Annotated in this window: 20 protein-coding genes; 11 read left to right on the forward strand and 9 right to left on the reverse strand. The window is 66.9% G+C overall.

Annotation, left to right across the window (positions count from 1 at the left end; all coding sequences use genetic code 11):
• Nucleotides 1–1,768 precede the first annotated feature (1,768 nt).
• Both ACFVV5_RS00380 and ACFVV5_RS00385 read left to right on the forward strand, forming a co-directional pair.
• The gene (locus ACFVV5_RS00380; RefSeq protein ID WP_387237223.1) at nucleotides 1,769–2,686 is read left to right on the forward strand and encodes a ParA family protein; all 918 of its coding nucleotides are present in this window, start codon (nucleotides 1,769–1,771) and stop codon (nucleotides 2,684–2,686) included.
• Complete coding sequence (locus ACFVV5_RS00385; protein WP_387237225.1) at nucleotides 2,686–3,615, forward strand: ParB/RepB/Spo0J family partition protein; 930 nt, start codon at nucleotides 2,686–2,688, stop codon at nucleotides 3,613–3,615. Before ACFVV5_RS00380 ends, ACFVV5_RS00385 begins: the two co-directional genes overlap by 1 nt.
• Before the next feature lie 18 nt (nucleotides 3,616–3,633).
• On the opposite strand, the gene ACFVV5_RS00390 is transcribed toward ACFVV5_RS00385, so the two are convergent.
• The 6 genes from ACFVV5_RS00390 to ACFVV5_RS00415 all read right to left on the reverse strand — a co-directional run bounded on the left by ACFVV5_RS00390 (nucleotide 3,634) and on the right by ACFVV5_RS00415 (nucleotide 11,413).
• The gene (locus tag ACFVV5_RS00390; RefSeq protein WP_387237228.1) at nucleotides 3,634–4,611 is read right to left on the reverse strand and encodes a D-alanine--D-alanine ligase; all 978 of its coding nucleotides are present in this window, start codon (nucleotides 4,609–4,611) and stop codon (nucleotides 3,634–3,636) included.
• 28 nt (nucleotides 4,612–4,639) lie between these two features.
• Nucleotides 4,640–5,962 (reverse strand): PLP-dependent aminotransferase family protein, encoded by a 1,323-nt coding sequence (locus tag ACFVV5_RS00395; protein ID WP_387237231.1) that lies wholly within the window; start codon nucleotides 5,960–5,962, stop codon nucleotides 4,640–4,642.
• 157 nt (nucleotides 5,963–6,119) lie between these two features.
• Entirely contained in the window at nucleotides 6,120–6,446 is a 327-nt protein-coding gene (gene trxA, locus ACFVV5_RS00400) for a thioredoxin (RefSeq protein WP_387237234.1), read from the reverse strand.
• A gap of 14 nt (nucleotides 6,447–6,460) precedes the next feature.
• Nucleotides 6,461–7,447, reverse strand: a complete 987-nt coding sequence (gene trxB, locus ACFVV5_RS00405; protein WP_387237237.1) for a thioredoxin-disulfide reductase — start codon at nucleotides 7,445–7,447, stop codon at nucleotides 6,461–6,463.
• Nucleotides 7,448–7,521: 74 nt separating this feature from the next.
• Complete coding sequence (gene murJ / locus ACFVV5_RS00410; protein ID WP_387237240.1) at nucleotides 7,522–9,141, reverse strand: murein biosynthesis integral membrane protein MurJ; 1,620 nt, start codon at nucleotides 9,139–9,141, stop codon at nucleotides 7,522–7,524.
• The gene (locus ACFVV5_RS00415) at nucleotides 9,134–11,413 is read right to left on the reverse strand and encodes a DUF6049 family protein (RefSeq protein ID WP_387237243.1); all 2,280 of its coding nucleotides are present in this window, start codon (nucleotides 11,411–11,413) and stop codon (nucleotides 9,134–9,136) included. Before ACFVV5_RS00415 ends, murJ begins: the two co-directional genes overlap by 8 nt.
• Nucleotides 11,414–11,509: 96 nt before the next feature.
• On the opposite strand from ACFVV5_RS00415, the gene ACFVV5_RS00420 reads away from it, so the two are divergent.
• The 6 genes from ACFVV5_RS00420 to dnaB all read left to right on the forward strand — a co-directional run bounded on the left by ACFVV5_RS00420 (nucleotide 11,510) and on the right by dnaB (nucleotide 16,663).
• Nucleotides 11,510–12,943 carry a CCA tRNA nucleotidyltransferase gene (locus ACFVV5_RS00420; protein ID WP_387237246.1) on the forward strand — a complete coding sequence of 478 codons (1,434 nt, stop codon included), beginning with the start codon at nucleotides 11,510–11,512 and terminating at the stop codon, nucleotides 12,941–12,943.
• A 159-nt stretch (nucleotides 12,944–13,102) separates the two neighbouring features.
• The gene (gene rpsF, locus ACFVV5_RS00425) at nucleotides 13,103–13,492 is read left to right on the forward strand and encodes a 30S ribosomal protein S6 (RefSeq protein ID WP_387237249.1); all 390 of its coding nucleotides are present in this window, start codon (nucleotides 13,103–13,105) and stop codon (nucleotides 13,490–13,492) included.
• Between the two features lie 4 nt (nucleotides 13,493–13,496).
• Nucleotides 13,497–13,997 carry a single-stranded DNA-binding protein gene (locus tag ACFVV5_RS00430; RefSeq protein ID WP_387237252.1) on the forward strand — a complete coding sequence of 167 codons (501 nt, stop codon included), beginning with the start codon at nucleotides 13,497–13,499 and terminating at the stop codon, nucleotides 13,995–13,997.
• A gap of 62 nt (nucleotides 13,998–14,059) precedes the next feature.
• The gene (rpsR, locus tag ACFVV5_RS00435; protein ID WP_055897232.1) at nucleotides 14,060–14,323 is read left to right on the forward strand and encodes a 30S ribosomal protein S18; all 264 of its coding nucleotides are present in this window, start codon (nucleotides 14,060–14,062) and stop codon (nucleotides 14,321–14,323) included.
• A gap of 11 nt (nucleotides 14,324–14,334) precedes the next feature.
• Nucleotides 14,335–14,787, forward strand: coding sequence for a 50S ribosomal protein L9 (gene rplI, locus ACFVV5_RS00440; RefSeq protein ID WP_387237255.1), 453 nt, complete (start codon nucleotides 14,335–14,337; stop codon nucleotides 14,785–14,787).
• A 502-nt stretch (nucleotides 14,788–15,289) separates the two neighbouring features.
• Nucleotides 15,290–16,663, forward strand: a complete 1,374-nt coding sequence (dnaB, locus tag ACFVV5_RS00445; protein ID WP_387237258.1) for a replicative DNA helicase — start codon at nucleotides 15,290–15,292, stop codon at nucleotides 16,661–16,663.
• A gap of 3 nt (nucleotides 16,664–16,666) precedes the next feature.
• Here dnaB and ACFVV5_RS00450 read toward each other — a convergent pair whose 3' ends face one another.
• Nucleotides 16,667–17,269, reverse strand: a complete 603-nt coding sequence (locus ACFVV5_RS00450; protein WP_387237261.1) for a class I SAM-dependent methyltransferase — start codon at nucleotides 17,267–17,269, stop codon at nucleotides 16,667–16,669.
• A 126-nt stretch (nucleotides 17,270–17,395) separates the two neighbouring features.
• On the opposite strand from ACFVV5_RS00450, the gene ACFVV5_RS00455 reads away from it, so the two are divergent.
• Nucleotides 17,396–17,899, forward strand: coding sequence for a hypothetical protein (locus ACFVV5_RS00455; protein ID WP_387237264.1), 504 nt, complete (start codon nucleotides 17,396–17,398; stop codon nucleotides 17,897–17,899).
• A gap of 35 nt (nucleotides 17,900–17,934) precedes the next feature.
• Here the strand turns inward: ACFVV5_RS00455 and ACFVV5_RS00460 are convergent, their stop codons facing one another.
• Nucleotides 17,935–18,585 (reverse strand): GntR family transcriptional regulator, encoded by a 651-nt coding sequence (locus ACFVV5_RS00460; RefSeq protein WP_387237267.1) that lies wholly within the window; start codon nucleotides 18,583–18,585, stop codon nucleotides 17,935–17,937.
• A 134-nt stretch (nucleotides 18,586–18,719) separates the two neighbouring features.
• On the opposite strand from ACFVV5_RS00460, the gene ACFVV5_RS00465 reads away from it, so the two are divergent.
• Together ACFVV5_RS00465 and ACFVV5_RS00470 are read left to right on the forward strand one after the other, a co-directional pair.
• Nucleotides 18,720–19,307, forward strand: a complete 588-nt coding sequence (locus tag ACFVV5_RS00465; protein ID WP_387237270.1) for a DUF308 domain-containing protein — start codon at nucleotides 18,720–18,722, stop codon at nucleotides 19,305–19,307.
• Complete coding sequence (locus ACFVV5_RS00470) at nucleotides 19,304–19,612, forward strand: hypothetical protein (RefSeq protein WP_387237273.1); 309 nt, start codon at nucleotides 19,304–19,306, stop codon at nucleotides 19,610–19,612. The genes ACFVV5_RS00465 and ACFVV5_RS00470 overlap by 4 nt, the downstream gene beginning before the upstream one ends.
• Before the next feature lie 236 nt (nucleotides 19,613–19,848).
• On the opposite strand, the gene purB is transcribed toward ACFVV5_RS00470, so the two are convergent.
• A complete protein-coding gene (gene purB / locus ACFVV5_RS00475) occupies nucleotides 19,849–21,228 on the reverse strand; it encodes an adenylosuccinate lyase (protein ID WP_387237276.1) in 1,380 nt (459 codons plus the stop codon).
• Nucleotides 21,229–21,233: the final 5 nt, after the last annotated feature.

Genomic DNA, 21,233 nt, shown 5'->3' on the forward strand with positions numbered 1-21,233 from the left:
TGCCGGTATTGTCAGCGCTCCCACCTCGTCGCGCTCTCTCGCTTGTCTGTCCCGTTTTGAACCCTGCAGGCGACGCGTCTGCGCTGCCGTGCTCGCGCGGTGCTGTCTGGCGACTATTCGTCGCGGTGGCGTCGCCGTCTCGCGGCAGTTCGTCGCGGTGATCTCGTCTGGCCGTTCTCGCTACACGGCAGTTCGTCGCGTAGCGGTCCCCGTCTCATCGCGCTCACCGTCTCATCGCGCTCCCCCTCTCGCGGCGCCCCGATTGTCTTTGCTCTCGTCTTGTCGTTGCGCTCGTCTTGTAGTAGCTCTCGTCTTGTCGTTGTACTCGTCTTGTCGTTGTTCTCGCCTCAACTCTGCGTGCGTGTCGTCGGGGTGCGGAGTTGCCCCGTCCCGTCGCGCGCGGCCGTTCCCGTCTCGCGGCCCTTCCGCTCTCGCGTCTGTTGCGGATCCGCGAGTTGGTTTCGCTTCTGCGGTGTTTCGCTTCTGTGGTGTCTCGCAGTTGGGCGGTCGCGGAGCTGACCAGTGCGACCCGCAGCCCGGGCTCGCGTTCCAGCCCGCCGTACATCGTGGACAGCTCGCGGAGGAGGTCGAAGTCGGGCAGGTTCGCCTGGCTCTCGGGATGGGTGCTGACGAGGTTGGGGCTGCCGCCGCCAGATCGTCGGTGCTTCCGACTTGCCGTCCCTTCTTCCGCGGATTCGATAGGCCGCCGCTTCGGACACGTTGCTCCTCCCCTACCGTCAGCGGCTCCGTCGCGCTGCCGTCTCGGGCGCGCTGCTGCTCAGGTCAGGTCGCAACCTTCGTCACGCGCCGACCGCGTACCGAGCCGACGCACGCCGCTCTCGGCGCTCGCGTCATCTGGCGGAGTCAGCTGCGATTGCGCGAGCTCTTGTTGTTGGGGGGCGCGTCGCGTTGTGAGGTTCACTTTCTGGGTGCGTGTCGTGTTGTGGGTTCGTTTCCCGGGTGCGAGTCGTGTTGTGAGGTTCGTATTCTCGGTGCGAGTCGTTTCGTTGGGCGCGTCGTGTAGGCGGACGTGTCCGGTCGTTGGACTCGTCTAGACATGGATCCAGCGCGTTGAGGGCGGATCTCAGCGCCGCGTGGTTTCGGCGTCAGCGTGGTTGCGCCTGCGCGGGGCCACTTAGTCCCCGGAATCGCGTGGACTGCCATATGAGCGTGATTCCGGCCGAGCGAGATGGCGACGCCAGGGGACTTTCTGCGGTCTCCCGAGCGAACCTCGAAGTGGTTCAGCTGAACCATCTGGGAATGCGGAGCTCCCACGTCTCGCGGGCAGCCCGAAACGTTCGTCGAGGGGGCGTGGACCAGTGGCATGAACAGCGACGGCAATTGCCAACCGGTGTGGCCGAGTCTGTCCGGATCAGGGATGAATCGCGACCATTGCGACGCCGGCCTCAATGCTTCACGTGAAACCAGCGACGGCGGAGACAAAGCCCCGGGAGAGGAGCGGGGGGACCGGTGACCAACGCGGACGTCCAGGCCAGGCTCTCGCCCTTCGGATGTTTCACGTGAAACACTGCCGCCGGCGCGCTGCCTCATTCTACAAGCGCCGCCTAAGTCAAGCGCTGCGGCTCTAGACAAAGGCCGCCATTCTCCACAGCTGCAGTCCCCGGGAGATTCATCCACATACGGGCGTTCCAGAACGGGGCGGAGTTTCATTCAAGCTAGAGTTGTCGGGGTGGTCCGCTCCCCCTGGCGAGACTGTTCCCCGACATAGGCACGCGGTGCTGGACACCATCGAGCGACAAGGTTTCACGTGAAACATCCTGATCAGGACTCCCAGGTCGATGAGACCTCTTCCGGGTTCGATGGGTCGACGCCGCTTGCCCGGGAGATTCAAGATCTGACCAGACGCCGGCAGGCGATTGCCGCGGAAACGCTCCCCCTCCCCTCGCGAACGCGCATCTTCACGATCTCGAACCAAAAGGGCGGCGTGGGCAAGACCACGACCGTCGTGAATCTCTCTGCAGCTCTCGCGAAGTCGGGCGCTCGTGTTCTCGTCATCGACCTCGATCCCCAGGGGAATGCGTCGACAGCACTCAGTGTCGAGCACCGTGAGGGCACTCCCAGCGTGTATGACGTCATCGTCAACGACAAGGAACTCGACGAGGTCATCCAGAAGAGCCCGGAGTTCGAGGGACTCTTCGTCATTCCAGCCACGATCGACCTTGCCGGCGCCGAGATCGAGTTGGTCTCGATGGTCGCCCGCGAACAACGGCTCTCGCGATCCTTGGTCACGTTCCTCGACGAATACGACTTCGACTATGTGCTCATCGATTGCCCGCCATCGCTCGGCCTTCTCACGATCAACGCTTTCGTGGCCGCGACCGAGGTACTCATCCCCATCCAGTGCGAGTACTACGCGCTGGAGGGACTGAGCCAGCTGCTCAAGAACATCCAGTTGATCGAGAAGCACCTCAACCCCACGCTCCGCGTGTCGACGATTCTGCTCACGATGTACGACTCCCGCACGAATCTGGCGCACCAGGTCGCCGAAGACGTTCGCGAACACTTCCCGAAGGAAGTCCTCAACACGATCATCCCGCGCTCGGTGCGTATCTCGGAGGCACCCAGCTACGGGCAGAGCGTTATCAGCTACGACACGAACTCATCCGGGTCGCTCTCCTACTTGGAGGCGGCCGCAGAGATCGCAAGAAGAGGAGTACCCCGCTAATGGCAGCGAAGCGCACAGGATTGGGGCGCGGGATCGGCGCGCTCATCCCCACCACCGACCAGTCGGCACGTCCGGTGGACGTGTTCTTCCCGCACTCCTCGGCTCCGACGGAGGAGCTCGTCGCGGTCCCGGGCGCCCGACTCGCGAGCCTCTCCCCCGACGACATCGTCCCGAACGCCATGCAGCCGCGCACCGAATTCGATCGCGAGGCGCTCAACGAGCTGGTGGTGAGCATCCGCGAGGTCGGTGTCTTGCAGCCGATCGTGGTTCGTCCGATTGCGGGACAGCCGGACAAGTACGAGCTCATCATGGGCGAGCGTCGTCTGCGCGCGACCAAAGAGCTCGGTCTCGACAAGATCCCCGCGGTCGTCAAAGACACTGCGGATGAGGACATGCTGCGGGATGCGCTCCTCGAGAACCTGCACCGTTCGCAGCTCAACCCGCTCGAAGAGGCGTCCGCCTACCAGCAGCTCCTCGCCGACTTCGGAATCACCCAGGAAGAGCTCGCGACGCGTATCGGACGCTCGCGACCGCAGATCACCAACACCATCCGCCTGCTCAAGCTGCCCTCCGCCGTCCAGTCGCGCGTCGCCGCCGGCGTCCTGAGCGCCGGTCATGCCCGCGCGATCCTCTCGGTCGGCGACGAAGCTGCGATGGCCCGTCTAGCCGACAAGATCGTGAACGAAGACCTGTCGGTGCGAGCGGCAGAGGCCGCGGCGAGCTCGGCTCCCAAGCCTGTGCGCACCAAAGTCACCGCCGGCAAGCACCGCGGGCACCTCGACGAGATCGCCGATCGCCTCGGAGATCGTCTCAACACGCGCGTGAAGATCTCGCTCGGAGCAAGAAAAGGCCAGATCATGGTCGATTTCGCGACGATCCAGGACCTGAACAGGATCCTGGACGAGATCGGGCAGCCGAGCTTCAGCTGACGACCCCTGCGGGTCCGGCTATTCGGCGCCCGCCTCAGCGAGCGCCTCGCCGATCGCCGCCCGCGCGAGCGCGGCGTATACGTCACCGAGGTCTCGCCCTGAGGCGCTGATCGCCTGCGGCATGATCGACGTCTCGGTGAGTCCGGGGAGCACATTCGCCTCCAGGAACCACGGGAGACCCTCTGCGTCGATGATGAGATCGATCCGCGAGAGGTGCCGAAGCCCGAGCGCACTGTGCGCCGTAGTCGCAGCCGCCGCCACCCGGGCGGCGATCTCGTCATCGAGGCGAGCGGGCACGTAGAAACGGGTCTCTCCCGCGTTGTACCGTGCGTTGAACGTGTAAGCGCCCTCGACGGGTTCGATCTCGACCGCCGGCAGGGCCTCGGGTCCGTCACCCGTGTCGATCACCGCGACCGACACTTCCACACCGTCGACCTTGCGCTCGATCAGCGCGACATCGGCATAGGTGTACGCATCGACCATCGCGCGCGGAAGCTCATCCGCGGTCGTGACGATCGTCACCCCCTGCGCCGAACCGCCCTGCGCCGGCTTGACCACCAGCGGGAGCCCCAGACCGTCGAGCACGGCGGCGAGCACACTGTTCGCGCCGAGTTCGCGGAAGGTCTCCTTCGGCAATGTGACCGAGGCGGGAGTTGCGACACCGGCGCGGGCGACGAGAGTCTTGGCCGTCGGCTTCGACCACGCGAGCCGTGCCGCGTCGGTACGCGAGCCGACGAACGGGATCCCCGTCAACTCGAGCAGCGCACGCAGTGCGCCGTCCTCACCGCTGGCGCCGTGAAGCGCGGGCCAGATCACATCGGGACGCTTCTCCGACAGAAAAGCAAGCAGCGAAGCATCCGGATCGCGGAACGTCACCTGGTGCCCGAGCGAGTTGAGCCCGTCGGCCACGCGTCGTCCCGAGCGGAGCGAGATGTCTCGCTCGTGCGAGATCCCGCCAGCGAGAACCACAATGTAGAGCGCGGAAATATCTGCCATGATCAGGTCTTTTCTGTGCTTCTATCGGCTAACGGAGATCGGTCGGGGGGTTGTTGCTCGTGCGGTCGGCTCGTTCCGCCGACAGCGGTCCGGTGCCTGCGAAGGTGTCGAGAAGGTCCTGCTCGCCGTTGATCACGGTCGCGAGGCGCCGGATGCCGACCCGGATGTTCTCCGGGGTCGGATAGCAGAACGACAAGCGCATGTTGTGGCGGCCGGAGCCGTCGGCGTAGAACGCGGTTCCCGGAGTGTATGCGACCAGTTCGGTCACCGCTCGCGGCAGCATCGCCTTCGCGTCGAGGTGCGGCGGCAGCGTCAGCCAGATGTAGAACCCGCCGTTGGGGTCGGTCCAGCTGAGCTCCGGCAAATGCTCGCGCAACGCCGAGATCATTGTCTCTTTGCGCTCGCGATACACCCCGCGGAAGGTGTCGATCTGCGCCTTCCAGTCGGCATCCTTCAGGTACTCAGACACGACCAGCTGGGTGAATGAGCTGGGGCTGAGTACCGCCGCTTCGTTGGCGAGGATGAGCTTCTCGCGGATCGCATGCGGAGCGAGGGCCCAGCCGACCCGGAAGCCGGGGGCGAGAGTCTTCGAGAACGTGCCGAGGTACACCACCCCGTCGCGCTCGACCGAACGCAGGGCCGCCGGCGGCCTCTCGCCGAAGTAGAGCAGGCCGTAGGGGTTGTCCTCGAGCACCAGGATGTCGTTGGCCCGGGCGATCTCGAGGATCTCCAGTCGGCGCTCCCACGAGAGGGTGACGCCGGCAGGGTTGTGGAACGTCGGGATCGTGTAGAGGAACTTCACCGTGCGGCCGGCGCTCTTGAGCCGCGCGATGTGCTCGCGGAGAGCCTCGGGGATGAGGCCGTGCTCATCCATCGGGACGTGATCGACCTCCGCCTGATACGACTTGAAGATCACCATGGCGGTGACATAGCTGGGCCCCTCGGCGAGCACGACGTCACCGGGGTCGAGGAACAGCTTGCTGAACAGCTCGAGCGCGTGCTGAGACCCGGTGGTGACGACGACATCGTCGGCGCTGGCGCTGATGCCCTCCAAGGCCATCACGTCGAGGATCTGCTCCCGTAGCGCGGGGACGCCCTGACCGGAGCCGTACTGCAGGGCGACGGGGCCTTGCTCGTGCATCACCCGATCCATGGCCCCGACGACGAGGTCTTCGGGGAGGGCGGCCACGTAAGGCATCCCGCCGGCCAGCGAGACGACCTCGGGGCGGCTGGCGACGGCGAACAGGGCTCGGACCTCGCTGGCGGCCAGACCGCTCGTGCGCTGCGCGTAGTGGTCGTACCACGGGTCGAGATTGTTGCCGCGAGAACGCGGGCTGCCCTGATCAGTCACGTGTCTATCCGTTTCTAACGCCGTTCGCCAATGCTATTTGGGTGGAGCTGTGAGCTCGAAATCGAGCCGAGGTGGGAGCTGCCCCCACCACCGCGGAACCGGGTACGAAAAAGACCCGCCCGGCAGGTGCCGGACGGGTCTGTGAAGGACTGGTCGGCTACGCGAGGTAGGCGGCCAGGTCGGCTTCGAGGGCAGGCTTCGGCTTTGCGCCGATGACGGTCTTGACGACCTCACCGCCCTTGTACACCTTCATCGCGGGGATGGAGGTGATCTGGTACTTCGCAGCGGTCTGCGGGTTCTCGTCGACGTTGAGCTTGACGATCTCGATCTTGTCGGAGTGCTCAGCCGCGATCTGGTCGAGGATGGGCCCGACGGCGCGACACGGGCCGCACCACTCTGCCCAGAAGTCGACGAGGATCGTCTTCTCGCTGTTGAGGACGTCGCTCTCGAAAGAGGCGTCGGTGACCGAACGTGCTGCGGACATTGTGTGTTTCTCCTTTATGCGGTTGTGGTGAGTTCGAGATCGCTGGTCTCGGCCGTGAGGGCTTGGGCCAGCAGGTCTTTCGGGAGGGTCGACAGGTAGTGCTCGGCGTCCAGAGCCGCAACGGTTCCGGATGCTGCCGCGGTGACCGCCTGACGGTACGTCGGGTCGATCACATCACCGGCTGCGAACACACCGGCGACCTTCGTCTTGGAACTCCGGCCGGCGACCGCGATGGTCCCCTCCGAAGTGAGGTCGAGCTGGCCGTGGACCAGGTGGACGCGCGGATCGTTTCCGATCGCGATGAACAGGCCCTGCAACTCCAGGTCGCCCTTCTCGCCGGTGACCGTGTCGCGCAGGGTGATGCTCTTCACCGTCTCGTCGCCGTTGATCGCCACGACTTCGGAGTTCCAGACGAACTCGATCTTCTCGTTGGCGAATGCGCGATCCTGCATGATCTTGGAGGCGCGCAGCGAGTCCTTGCGGTGGATGACGTAGACCTTGTCCGCGAAGCGGGTGAGGAAGTTGGCCTCCTCCATCGCCGAGTCGCCGCCGCCGACGACCGCGATGGTGCGCTCGCGGAAGAAGAAGCCGTCGCAGGTGGCGCACCAGGAGACGCCGTGGCCCGACAGGCGCTCTTCGTCGTCGAGGCCGAGTTTGCGGTAGGCGGAACCGGTGGCGAAGATCACCGAGAGCGCCTGGTGCACAGCACCGGAGCCCAGGGTCACGGTCTTCACGTCACCCGACAGGTCGACGGAGACGACATCGTCGAGGATGACCTCGGTGCCGAACTTCTCAGCCTGCTCCTGCATCTTGAACATGAGGTCGGGCCCGAGGATGCCCGCGGGGAACCCGGGGAAGTTCTCGACCTCAGTCGTGTTCATCAGCTCGCCGCCGGCTTCGACGGACGAGGCGATCAACAGCGGCTGCAGGTTGGCACGGGCAGCGTAGACCGCAGCCGTGTACCCAGCGGGACCGGAACCGATGATGATGATCTGCCGCACAGCGGAGCTCCTTGCACTATCTGTAGCGGTCCCAGATGGAATCGCTGACGTGTAGAACACATCCTAAGCGGATGCTATTCCGTGTCACCTGTATGTTCGGAACCGCGTCCGACACGGGTCAGAATCGGCGCCAGACCGGCTTCGAGGTCGCGTGAATGCAGCAGCGACAGGATGCCCACATAGACGATTAGCATCACGGTTCCGACCACCGCCATCGACACGATGGCAGAGAACAGTCCCGAGACCGGGAAGGCGCCTCTGCCGACCCCGCCGAGGAGGACGAGGAACCCGGCGCCGGCGATGATCGAGGCGAGGCCGGCGACGAGGAAGCGCCAGAGGCCTGCGGCGATCCGACGGCCGTCCACTCCCCCGATCCGGCCGCGCAGCAGGACCACGGCGATGATCGCCTGGATGCCGCCGGCGATCGACACGACGAGTGCGATCGCCGCCGCACGCAGGTCGGGTGCGACCGAGAAGCAGAGCAGCACGCCGATGATGATCACCACGACCTGGATCAGGGTGAAGAAGAAGGGGGTGCGTGTGTCTCCGAGCGAGTAGAAGGCGCGCTGCGACATGAACACGATCGAGAACGGCACCAGGCCGATCACGTAGGCGATGAGGACCAGGCCCATCTGCTCGTAGAACGGATGCATGAAGACGCTCGAGATCGGGAAGGCGAGCACGATCAGCACGGCCGCGCAGAACGTGATCAGCAGCAGGATCGAGCGGGCTCCGCTGGAGAAGTCGGAGCGGAACGACAGGATGTCGCCTCGATGCGCGTGCTCGGCCATCCGGGTGTAATAGGCGGTGACGATCGAGACCGCGATGATGCCGTGCGGCAGCATGAAGAACAGCCACGCATTGCTCATCACCAGGGGTCCGGCATAGGCCGGTCCGGATGAGTTGGCCACGTTGACTTCGATGAGCCCGGCCACCTGGGTGGCGATGAGCATGGCGAAGGTCCAGCCGGCGGCCTTTCCCGCATGGCCGAGGTTGACGCCGCGCCAGCCGAAGTCGAAGCGGAACCGCAGGCCGACCCGCCGCCAGAAGTAGAACAGGATGAGGGCCTGGGCGGCCACCCCGAGGGTCGCGCCGCCCGCCAGGATGGCGACCATGCCGCCGGTCCAGTCGTGTGCGCGGTGGCCGGAGGGATCCGCCCCGAACGCCAGGATGAAGATCACGAGCATCACGATGCCGATGATGTTGTTCACGACCGGCGCCCAGGTGAAGGGCCCGAACGACTTTCGGGCGTTGAGCACCTCGCCGAGCAGTGTGTAGAGGCCGAGGAAGAAGATCTGCGGCAGCGACCAGTAGGCGAACGCGGTCGCGAGCTCGGCCTGCGCTCCCCGGAGTCCGAACAGCTGCATCAGGACCGGCGACAGGAGGGTCGCGATGAGTGCGACCACCCCGAAGACGACGATCCCGAGCGTGACGAGCTTGTTGATGTACGCCTTGCCGCCGTCGGCGTTGACCGAGGCGCGGATGATCTGCGGGACCAGGATCGCGTTCAGGATGCCCTGGGCGATGATCGCGTAGATGCTGTTCGGCACCTGCATCGATGTGCTGTAGGCGTTGGCCGCGAAGCTGATGCCCGCGATCGCCTGAAGCAGGAGGAACGCCTTGACGAAGCCGAGCAGCCGCGAGACGAGGGTTCCCGAGGCGAGCATCGCGCTCGCGCGGCCGACGCTAGCCACGCTGCGCGTCCTCGCTGCCCGCGTCCGCGCCCGTGCCCGCGCCCGCATCCGGGTCCGCGCCCGCGCCGGCATCCGGATCGTCGCCCGCCTCCGGATCGTCGCCGTCGCGACCCTTGCGGCGTCGCAGGATGTTGCGCACGATGCCGAACCCGAAGAGCAGCACGAGGAGGATGCCGAAGATCAGCGCCCCGATCCCCTCCCAGTCGGCATGCACGTCCACGGTCACAAAGCTTGGCGAGCCGATCTCCACACCAGTCGGGCTGAAGAGCCGCAGCGTGAGGGTGACCTGCCCGTTGCCCAGCTTGGCCTTGACGGGGACCAGCATCGTGGACCGCGAATCCGCCGGAATGCGCTTGGTCGCGTTCTGGTCGATCTCGAGCCGGCTGTTGGACGGGGAAGCGCTGAGCACCACGTTGGCGGCCTCGTCGGGCAGCTCGTTGCTCACGGTGAACGGGATGGAGCCCTGCGCGCTCACCAGGTTGACGTTCTCGGTCGGCAGGATCTTGATCGAGTCGAGGGTGTCCGAGGTGGCCTGCCGGCTCTTGTCGACGGCCGCCGGCCAGTCGTTGCGCGGATTCTGCCAGGAGACGGCGAGCAGGGTGAGGAACTGAGCGCGGGTGCGACCGGTCATGGTGGCCGGATCGTCGAGGATCGTCGCGAAACCGTCGATCGACTTCTCGTCTTCGAGCAGGTTCTTGATCGCTGCGATGCGGTCCGGCGACTCGGCCGCGTCTTTGAGCGTGAGACCGCTGGTCGTCGGCGACGCGAGTGTGGAGGGCAGTGTGGCAGGAAGCGACCAGGGCGAGCCGAACAGGGCGGCGAGCGTGCGCTGCAGCTGGGTTCCGGACGACGGCCAGGAGCGATCGAAGCCGATGAGCAGGTGCTTCGGATCGTTGCTCTCCTCGCTGATGAGGAGCAGCTGCGCGTTCACCTTCGACATCGCAGCGTTCCAAGCGAGGTCGCTGGGAGCGGATGCGGCCTGGCGGAGCGCGGCGGAGAGTCCGGCGTCGGCGACGGCGAGCTTGTTCCCGCCGGCCGGAAGAACCGCGTTGGGGGTGCTCGGCAGTCCGGCGGCATTGGTGTTCGTGCCGGAGACGATGGTCGTCGTCAGGCCGGCGGCGGCCAGCGGCGCCAGGTCGGAGGCTCGGACGGTCGAGTCACCGGGCCACACGACGCCCTGCATCGTGTACTTCCACGAGATGAGCTCGTCGAGGGTCGGCACGACCGGTCCGGTGGTCGGAGTCGGCGACGGGGTGGGCGCGCCGGTGTCGGCCGGGGTGGGTGTCGAGGTGGAGGCCTCGCCGACCGGAGTGGGCGACGGGGTGAAGTTCTTCGGGTCGAGCGCATAGGCGAGCGAGGTCGGGGCGAGCGGCGGCTTGATTCCGCTCTGGATCTGTCCCACCGCATCCGCATCGCCGAAGCCGAGCGAGAACACGTCGTTCGGGAGCGCCGCCAGCCGGGTCAGCCAGTCACTCGCCGACGCCGGGGCGGCGTTGCCCAGTGCGCGGATCGACGCGACGATCATCGGGTCGATGCCGATCGCCACTGTGCTGTGCCCGATGAGGCCGTCGAGGTCGCGGGTCAGCACGCCGTTCGCGGCCGTGTAGGTGGCGAGGTCTTCTGCGGAGATGAGTCCGCTCGAGGTCGAGGGGCTCACGATCGGCATCACGACGCCGACCGTCGAACGCGTCGCCGCGCCGCCCGGATTCCACACGACGCTGCTCCGGGCGTTCGCGGTGACCGATCCGGGCACGGCGACCGTGGCCCCGATGCCGTGCACAGCCTGCGCTGTGCTGGAGGTGAACGGGATGGAGGCGGCGGGCACGGTGACGGTGACCACGACGCTCGTCCCCGGCTCGAGCGCGCCGACCGCGGCCGTGGCGATCGTCGTGGCGTCGCTCACCGCATCCGTCGCCGCCAGCCAGGACGTGAGGGATGCGCGGGACGTCAGCGACTCGGGGTCGGCCCAGAGCCGCACCGTTCCGGCCGAGTAGGCGGTCTCGGAGGCGTTGGTGACAGTGAGGGAGGCGACCAGGTTCTTGCCGGGGGTGAGCACTCCCCCGTTCGCGGTCGTCAGGGAGGCCGTCAGCGGTGCCGTGGCCGCCGTGGCCGCCGAGACGGTCGAGGTCGCAGCAGTCGACACCCGTGTCGCCTCGGAAGGCGGCACGGCGCTCGCCGCGGAGGCCGGAACGACCGAGAGGGCCAGAACGGTGCCGAGAAGCGCGGCAAGGCCACGGACACCCCGACGAAGGGTGAGGCCGGGTACGCTCATGCGTCGACGCACGATCCCGATTCGGCCTCCATGTCGACGATTCTAGAGTGCGGGCCCTGAGAGACTGCGGCGAGCGCGCCCGTAAACTGGGGCACCATGCACAGCGTCGCCGAATCCCTCGCACGCCTCGGCGACCTCGCGCGGTCGGCGACGGTCTCACGGTTGTCCACCGCCTTCGCCGACGCCGGCTACGAGCTGGCGCTGGTCGGCGGGCCGGTGCGGGATGCTCTGCTCGACCGTCCCGTGCACGACCTCGACTTCACCACGAACGCCCGTCCCGACGAGATCCTCGCGGTGGTCTCCCCGCTCGCCGACGCCGTCTGGGACATCGGACGGCAGTTCGGAACGATCGGCGCCCGCCTCGGCGACGACACCGTCGAGATCACGACGTACCGCACCGACAGCTACGACGGGACGACCCGCAAGCCCGACGTCGAGTTCGGCGACACGCTCGAAGGCGACCTGCTGCGGCGGGACTTCACCGTGAACGCGCTGGCCCTGCGGGTGCCCGAGGTCAAGCTGGTCGACCCCTCCGGTGGAGTCGAGCACCTGCTGAGCCGCACCATCACCACCCCGAGCAGCCCCGAGATCTCCTTCGGCGACGATCCCCTCAGAATGATGCGGGCCGCCCGGTTCGCCTCGCAGCTCGGCTTCACCGTCGACGAGGCCACCGAGGACGCGATGGCGGAGATGGCAGACCGCATCGAGATCGTGAGCGCCGAACGGGTGCGCGACGAGATCTCCAAGCTGCTCATCACCGACGAACCGCGCACCGGGATCGAGCTGCTCGTCTCGACCGGCCTTGCCGACCGCGTGCTCCCCGAAGTCCCGGCCCTGCGGCTGGAGATCGACGAGCACCACCACCACAAAGACGTCTACCAGCACAGCCTGACGGTGCTCGATCAGGCCATCGGCTACGAGAAGGCGCGGCACCCCGGCGAGGAGCCCGACCTCGTGCTGCGGCTGGCCGCGCTCCTGCACGACATCGGAAAGCCGGCCACCCGGCGTCTTGAACCGGGCGGAGTGGTCAGCTTCTACCACCACGACATGGTGGGGTCGAAGCTCGCGAAGAAGCGCCTCACCGAGCTGCGGTTCGACAAGGCGACCATCGACTCCGTCGCCCGCCTCATCGAGCTGCACCTCCGGTTCTTCGGCTACACCGACAGCAACTGGACCGACTCCGCAGTGCGGCGCTATGTGCGGGATGCCGGAGCGGAGCTCGAACGTCTCCACATGCTCACCCGGGCCGACGTGACCACTCGCAATCGGCGCAAGGCCGACCGGCTGGGCTTCGCCTACGACGACCTCGAGGCGCGCATCCGGGAGCTGCAGGAGAAAGAGGAACTGGATGCGGTGCGCCCCGACCTCGACGGAGAGCAGGTCATGCGCATCCTCGGCCTGAGCCCGAGCCGCGAAGTGGGCGAGGCGATGCGCTACCTGCTCGAGCAGAGACTCGACGACGGGCCGCTCGGCGAAGAGGAGGCCACCCGGCGCCTGCTCGCCTGGTGGGAGCAGCGCTCCTCCTCCTAGCCGCGGCGGTTCCGGCGTTCGGCGGCGGATTGGCGTGCATCCGGGCGATCCGCTACTCTTGGTAGGTTGTCTGGGCATTTCTGTGCCCGCACGACCGATGTACAACCCTCCTGCTACAGACCGTCTGTAGCCGCTAAGTCCAAAGGAGGTGGGTTAGTCATGCATCAGTACGAGTTGATGGTCATCCTCGATCCAGAGATCGACGAGCGCACCGTAGCTCCCAGCCTTGACAAGTTCCTCAACGTCGTTCGCGACGCCGGTGGAACCGTCGAGAACGTCGACATCTGGGGCCGCCGCCGCCTCGCCTACGAGATCAACAAGAAGACCGAGGGCATCTACGCCGTCGTTCAGCTGACCTCCGACGGTGAGACCACCAAGGAGCTCGACCGCCAGCTGAAGCTCAGCGAGGCCGTCATGCGCACCAAGGTGCTCCGTGCCGAAGAGGCGATCGCCCAGGTCGCCGCCGCCGCGAAGCTCGCCGACGAGAAGGCCGCCCGCAAGGCTGCCGCTCCCGCCAAGGCTGCTGCCGCCGAGAAGGCAGGCGCTTAGTCCCATGGCAGGCGAGACCGTCATCACCGTGGTGGGAAACCTCACGAGCGACCCGGAGCTGCGCTACACGCAGAACGGGCTCGCGGTCGCCAACTTCACCATCGCATCCACCCCCCGCACGTTCGACCGTCAGGCGAACGAGTGGAAGGACGGTGAGGCTCTCTTCCTGCGCGCGAGCGTGTGGCGTGAATTCGCCGAGCACGTCGCCGGTTCGCTGACCAAGGGGTCCCGGGTCATCGCCCAGGGTCGCCTGAAGCAGCGTTCCTATGAGACGAAGGAAGGCGAGAAGCGCACGAGCATGGAGCTCGAGATCGACGAGATCGGTCCGTCGCTTCGCTACGCCACTGCTTCGATCACTCGCGCACAGTCGTCGCGCGGCCCGGGTGGAGCACCCGGCGGCGCCGTCGAGGAGCCGTGGGCGGCTTCGGCACCCTCCGACGCATCGGCCTCCGGGTCGGACGTCTGGAACACGCCGGGCAACTACAGCGACGAGACTCCCTTCTAAGGGCTCCTCCCGGGAGCTCGCTCCCGCGGACGATACAAACTTCAACGAAAGCAAAGGAAATCATGGCTGGAAAGTCGAGCGGCGACCGCCGCAAGCCGATCCGCAAGGGCAAGGACGGCAAGAACGCCGCTCCGGCGAAGTCGATCCGCGTTGGCGTGATCGACTACAAAGACGTCGCGACCCTGCGTAAGTTCATCTCGGAGCGTGGAAAGATCCGCGCCCGTCGCATCACCGGTGTCTCCGTGCAGGAGCAGCGCCTCATCGCCCGTGCCGTCAAGAACGCACGCGAGATGGCGCTTCTGCCCTACGCCGGCTCGGGCCGTTAGGAGCCACGGATATGTCGAAAGTGATTCTGACGCACGAGGTCTCCGGCCTCGGCTCGGCCGGTGACGTCGTCGACGTCAAGAACGGCTACGCGCGCAACTACCTCATCCCCCAGGGTTTCGCCATCGGCTGGAGCCGTGGCGGCGAGAAGCAGGTCGAGCAGATCAAGGCGGCTCGCACCGCTCGTGAGCTCGCCACCATCGAGCAGGCCCAGGACCTCAAGGCCAAGCTCGAGGCCACCAAGGTCAAGCTGACCGTGAAGGCCGGCCGCGAAGGCCGCCTCTTCGGCTCGGTGAAGACCTCCGATGTCGCGGACGCCGTCAAGGCGGCCGGCATCGGTGAGCTCGACAAGCGCAAGATCGAGCTGCCCAACCCGATCAAGGTCGTCGGCGACCACGAGGCGACCGTTCGCCTCCGCGACGACCTCTCGGCCACGATCACCCTTCAGGTGGTCGCTGCCAAGTAGGCACGGACAGCAGGAAATGTAGCGGCGGGCTTCGGCTCGCCGCTACACCCTGTTAAGGCCCCGCGCAAGCCGAATGCCGATGTTTGTACACAGGGTCCCTCACTTTGGGGGCAAGGTTCGACACAACATTGAGACTAGTTTCTACACACAGGGTGGGGATGGATAAATCCCTGGTCAGGGTATATATCCCAGCCAAGATTTGTTGACTTTCCACAGTTTTCCCCACAGGTTGTGCACATGGCGCGCGGCGTTTCGCGCAGTTTGTCCCCAGCGTTATCCACAGGGCGAGTTGTGGGGATCGTCCGGTGCTCCCTAGGGTGGAGCGACGTCGACGATCGGGGGTCGGCGCAACCGGCTCCAGCAAGTGCGGTGTCGGTCGTGGGTGTGAGTATCGGTCTCGTCAGCGAGCCGCAACGCGCAGAGTCGCGCGGCGGCGGTTCACTGGAACGAGTGCGCTACCCGTGCGCCTGCCGAGAATCAGAAGAAGCCAAGAGGAGAAACCGTGTCGATCGCCCATCTGGGTCTCGCAGACCAACGCGAACCGGGCGAGAGCAGGGGTCACGAGCGCACGCCGCCTCACGATCTCCTCGCCGAGCAGAGCGCCCTCGGCGGCATGCTGCTCAGCAAGGATGCAGTGGCCGATGTCGTCGAGGTCGTGCGCGGAGGCGACTTCTACATCCCCAAGCACGAGATCATCTACGACGCCATCCTCTCGCTCTACTCGCACGGCGAACCGACCGACGTCATCACGGTCACCGACGAGCTCACCAAGGTCGGCGAGCTCTCCCGGGCGGGCGGAGCCGAATACCTCCACACGCTCACCAGCCTGGTGCCGACCGCGGCCAACGCCGGTTACTACGCCAACATCGTCGCCGAGAAGGCGTTGCTGCGCCGTCTCGTGGAGGCCGGAACCCGGATCACGCAGATGGGCTACAAGGCCGAGGGCGAGGTGCTCGACCTCGTCAACAACGCTCAGGCCGAGATCTACTCCGTCACCGGTTCGCAGGAGACAGAGGACTACGTTCCGCTGACGGATGCCGTGACGGTCGCCATCGACGAGATCGAGGCCGCGAAGCACAAAGACGGCTCGATGACGGGCGTTCCCACCGGCTTCGCCGAGCTCGACGAGCTCACCAACGGCCTGCACCCCGGTCAGATGATCATCGTCGCCGCGCGACCCGCGCTCGGAAAGTCCACCCTGGCGCTCGACTTCGCTCGCGCCGCCGCCATCAAGCACGACATGCCGACCATCTTCTTCTCCCTCGAAATGGGCCGAAGCGAGATCGCGATGCGGCTGCTCTCCGCTGAGGCATCCGTGCCCCTGCAGAGCATGCGCAAGGGAACCGTGGACAACCGCGACTGGACCACCATCGCCTCCACGCGCGGCCGCATCAACGACGCCCCGCTCTACATCGACGACAGCCCCAACATGACCCTCGTCGAGATCCGGGCCAAATGCCGCCGGCTCAAGCAGCGCGTCGGTCTCAAGATGGTCATCATCGACTACCTCCAGCTCATGACCAGCGGCAAGCGGGTCGAGAGCCGTCAGCAGGAGGTGAGCGAGTTCTCGCGAGCCCTCAAGCTGCTCGCCAAGGAGCTGCAGGTGCCCGTGATCGCCCTGTCGCAGCTGAACCGTGGTCCCGAGCAGCGGGCCGACAAGCTCCCCGCGCTGAGCGACCTGCGCGAGTCCGGCTCGATCGAGCAGGACGCCGACATGGTCATCCTGCTGCACCGCGAGTCGGCCTATGAAAAGGACAACCCGCGCGCCGGAGAGGCCGACCTCATCGTCGCCAAGCACCGCAACGGCCCCACGCGAACCGTCACCGTGGCCTTCCAGGGTCACTTCTCGCGGTTCACCGACATGGCGCCGATCTAGGTCTCAGACTGCGTCTCTGCGCCGGGCGACAATCGCTGCCTGCGACCGCTGGCCGGACGTCTTCCTGACGTGCGACTCGACCACGTCGAAGCCGGCCGCGACCAGCTCGCCGCTGAGGTCATCCACAGGCCACCGGTACGCCGGGGCGACCGCATGAGCGAATTCCTCGACCACGGGTCCCTCGAAGAACCCGATGAGCAGCGTGCCACCGGGCCGGAGTGCACGGTTGAACTCGCGGAGCGGGACTGCGATCGCGCCGGGCTCGTGATGAATGAGGGAATACCAGGAGAGGATCCCGCCCACGGAACCAGCTGGGGCATCGAGCGCGTTGAGGCTGCCGATCGTGAACGGCACGTCGGGATACCGGGCCCGAGCACGCTCGATGAACTCGGGCACCAAATCCGTGCCGCGGGCAGGAAGCCCTGATTCGGCCAGGAAGTTCGTCCACTGCCCTGGACCGCAACCAGCGTCGATGACGCTGCCCTCGATCCCGCCGGCCCAGGTCGCTACAAGCTGACGATCTGAAGGGTGAACGGCGCTCATCGATCCGAAGAGTTCGATGTATTCCGCCGCTCGGCGCGAGTAGGCATCGCTGACCTCGACCATGCGATCGAGTCTATGGAGGTCTGAACGAGAAGGAATTCCCGCATCGTCCGGAATACCTCTCGAGGATGATGGGCGTCGCCCGGGCGCACGATGCGAGCGGCGCCGCTGACGGTGTGGAATAGAAGCATGAACGTCGTACTGCTCACCCTGCTTCAGGGCGTCGGCTCCGTCACGCTCTCTGTGGTGGCCTTCTCCGTCGCTCTCACCTGGCCGGCGCTCACCGCGTCGATCGAGGGCATGCGCACCGAACGCTCCCGGCTGCTGACGTACGGCGGCCTCGGCGTCGCCCTGTTGATCGCGGCAGTTCCGATCTATCTGGCCCCGGGCCTGCTCCTGCGCGACGAGCTCGGCTTCGCGCTCTCCATCCCGCTCGTCGCCACGTGGGTCATCGCGGCGGCGGCGCTCGTCGTGCGCGGGCTCCTGCTGACCGGGATCGCCCGCGTGATCTCGTACTCGTATGCGATCGTCGCCTGCGCGGGGCTGCTGGCCGGCATCGTGTCCGGCCTCTACGCCCAGCACCGGATAGCGGACACGATCACTCCGACAGGCGGGTTCCTGCTGGCCCTGGCCGCCGTCACGGGCATCGTGCTCTGGTCGAACACCGACTCCCCCACGACGCAGCGAGCCTGAGGGTCAGCGCGGCTGAGGGTCAGCGCGGCAGGGGGTCAGCGCGGCAGCCCGTGGATGGCGCCCGTCGCGAGTTCGGCGGCCACCGCATCCCGTGAATCGGTGGCGGCGCGAAGCCGCCCGTACTCGTCGTGCAGGGCCTCCCAGTCGGGCTCCATGCGGTTGCGCGCGACGCGCATCCGGAACGTGAGGCCGTCGACGTTCTCGCGCGCGAGCTTGAGAAGCGGCTCGTTTCCGCAGTTCGTCACGAAGAGCCGGAACAGCCGGCCGCGGCGGCGCGAGTAGGCGTCGGCATCCGTGGCGGCGACCGCCTCGAGCACCGAGTCGATGGCGGCGACGACGGATGCACGACCCTCGTCGCTCAGGACGGGCACGGCGAGACGCGCGGCCCCGCCGAAGATGACGCCGAGCGACCGGAGCAGTGCCCCGGCGTCCTCGTCGCTCGGGCCGGCGACGCGGGTGTACCGGTTGGCCGACATCTCGACCAGACCGGCCCGCGTGAGCTCGTTGAGGGCATCGCGGATGGGCGTGCGGGAGACGCCGAGCCAATCCTGCAGCTCTTTGTCGTGCAGGATCTCGCCGGGCTCGAAGGAGCCGTCCATGATCGCTTCGTGGATGCGCCGTTCGACCGTGTCACGCAGCATCTCGCGCGCCGGCAGTGGAGCGCGAGAGGAATCCGGGATGGGCATCCTTCATTCTGACGCGTTCTCCGGCTCGATCGAAGGGTTCGGTGGCCGTCGACGGGAGATCCGTTGGCGGCAAACGCGCAGCGAGGCCGCGACTAAACTGGGGAACAATCCATGTCTTTGAGAGAGGTCGCCGCGTGGCACCCGCTGTTCCCGCCCAGAAATCCAAACGATACTGGGTCGTCCCCGTCGTCAGGGCCGTCGTCGCTCTGATCGCGGCCGCCGTCATCACGTTCACGCGGGATGCGCACACGGCACAGTTCGGATTGATCGTCTTCGGCGCGTACGCCGTGGTCGAGGGGGCGGCCGTCGCTCTGCTGAGTCTGCGCACCGTCGCCGACTCGCTGACGCGCACGCTGTTCGTGGTCCAAGGCGCGATCGGCGTGCTCGCGGGCATCCTGGCCCTCACGCTCTCCGGCAGCGGTCTCGGCCTCTACCTGTTCGTCGTCAGCGTGTGGGCGGCTCTCACCGGCTGCCTCGAGCTGTACTGCAGCCTGCGCAACCGGGGCAAGGACCCGGCGGCGCGCGACTGGCTCGTGACAGGTGCCCTCACCGCGGTGCTCGCCGTCGTCTTCCTCCTCATCCCGTCGGATGCGGTGCTCGCGATCGGGCTGTTCGGCGCGTGGGCGGTCGTGGTCGGCGTCTTCCAGGGGATCGGCGGCGCCTCCCTGCAGATGGGCGCCCGCCACGATTCGGCCGCCGAGAACGCGGGGAGTGGATCGTGACCAAGCGCGACAAGAAGGACCCGAACGTGACCACCAGCGCCCAGCCGAGCCGTAAAGACCGTTTCCTGCCGACCGAGCTTCTCGGCATCTCGGCAGGGCTGGGCGTCTTCGTCGGCCTGATCGTGCTCATCGCCACGCGGGAGTTCGTGCTCGCGGCCGTGTCTCTCGGGGTGGCCTTCATCCTCTCGCTCGTGCTGATGGCGCTGTTCGCGCTCGCGTTCAAGCCGAATGCGGCCGAGGTCCACGACCTCGAAGAGCAGAACGCCGAGCAGAAGAAGAAGAACGACCCGCCGAGCGCTCACTGACCCCCCGGCTGCGCGCAGCCGCCCCGCTGCGCGCAGGCTCCCGCCGCGCGCAGCCGCGCAGCCGCGCCACAATCGAGTCCTGACTTGTTGGGTCGAAACCGCGCGTTTCGACCCATTAAGTCAGGACTCGATTGCGGGACGGACTCGATTAGGGGACGGGCTCGGCGGCGGGACGGACTCGATTGCGGGACGGACTCGATTGCGGGACGGGCTCGGCGGCGGGACGGGCTCGGCGGCTAGAGGTCGTCGACGAGCGCGGACGCGAGGCCGGTGTAAGTCTGCGGCGTGAGCGCGAGCAGGCGCTGCTTGGCGGCCTCGCCGATGTCGAGCGCGCTGACGAACTCGGCCAGGCCCTCGCGGTCGACGCGCTTTCCCCGCGTGAGCTCCTTGAGCAGCGCATACGGGTCGGTGATCTGCGAGCGGCCGGCGGCGACCTCGGCGCGGATGACCGTCTGGATCGCCTCGCCGAGCACCTCCCAGTTGGTGTCGAGGTCGGCCGCGAGGAGACCGCGGTCGAGGGCGATCTGCCCGAGGCCGCGCTGGAGGTTGTCGAGCGCCAGGAGCGAGTGGCCGAGGCCCACGCCGATGTTGCGCTGCGTGGTCGAATCGGTGAGGTCGCGCTGCAGGCGGCTCGTGACGAGCGTGGCGGCCAGCGAGTCGAGCAGGGCGCTCGACAGCTCGAGGTTGGCTTCGGCGTTCTCGAACCGGATGGGGTTCACCTTGTGCGGCATCGTCGACGATCCGGTGGCGCCCGGCTCCGGAACCTGGCGGAAGTAGCCGAGCGAGATGTAGGTCCAGATGTCGGTGGCGAGGTTGTGCAGGATGCGGTTGACGTGCGAGACGCGGTTGTACAGCTCCGCCTGCCAGTCGTGCGACTCGATCTGGGTGGTGAGCGGGTTCCATTCGAGGCCGAGGCTGGTGACGAACTCGCGGGAGATGCGCGGCCAGTCGGCTCCGGCATCCGCCACCACGTGCGCAGCGAACGTGCCGGTCGCACCGCTGAACTTGCCGAGGTACTCGGTGCCCGCGATCTGCTTGGCGACGCGCTCGAGGCGGTGGACGAACACGGCGAGCTCCTTGCCCATCGTGGTGGGCGTCGCGGGCTGGCCGTGGGTGCGGGAGAGCATCGCGTCGTCGCGGTACTCGAACGCCTGCGCGCGCAGTTCGCCGATCACCGCGCGCAGCTTCGGCAGCCACACCTCGTTGATCGCGGCGCTCACCGTGAGGGCATAGGCGAGGTTGTTGATGTCCTCGCTGGTGGCGGCGAAATGCGTGAGCTCGGCGATGCTGTCGAGCCCGAGCGCGTGCAGTCGCTCCCGCACCAGGTACTCCACGGCCTTCACATCGTGCTTGGTGGTGGCCTCCAGCTCGGCGAGGCGGTCGATCTCCGGCTGGCCGAAGTCCGACGCCAGGGCGCGCAGCGATTCGACCTGCTGCCCGGTGAGGGGGCTCGAGCCGAACATCCGGTGACTCGTCAGGTAGATGAGCCACTCGACCTCGACCTGCACGCGGGCCCGGTTGAGACCGGCCTCCGAGAGGTGGTCTCCGAGGCCGATGACCGCCGAGCGGTAGCGGCCGTCGAGGGGGCTCAGCGGCTGGGGAGGCAGGGCGGTCATGAGGC

Source organism: Leifsonia sp. NPDC058248 (assembly GCF_042881905.1).
GTDB lineage: Bacteria > Actinomycetota > Actinomycetes > Actinomycetales > Microbacteriaceae > Leifsonia.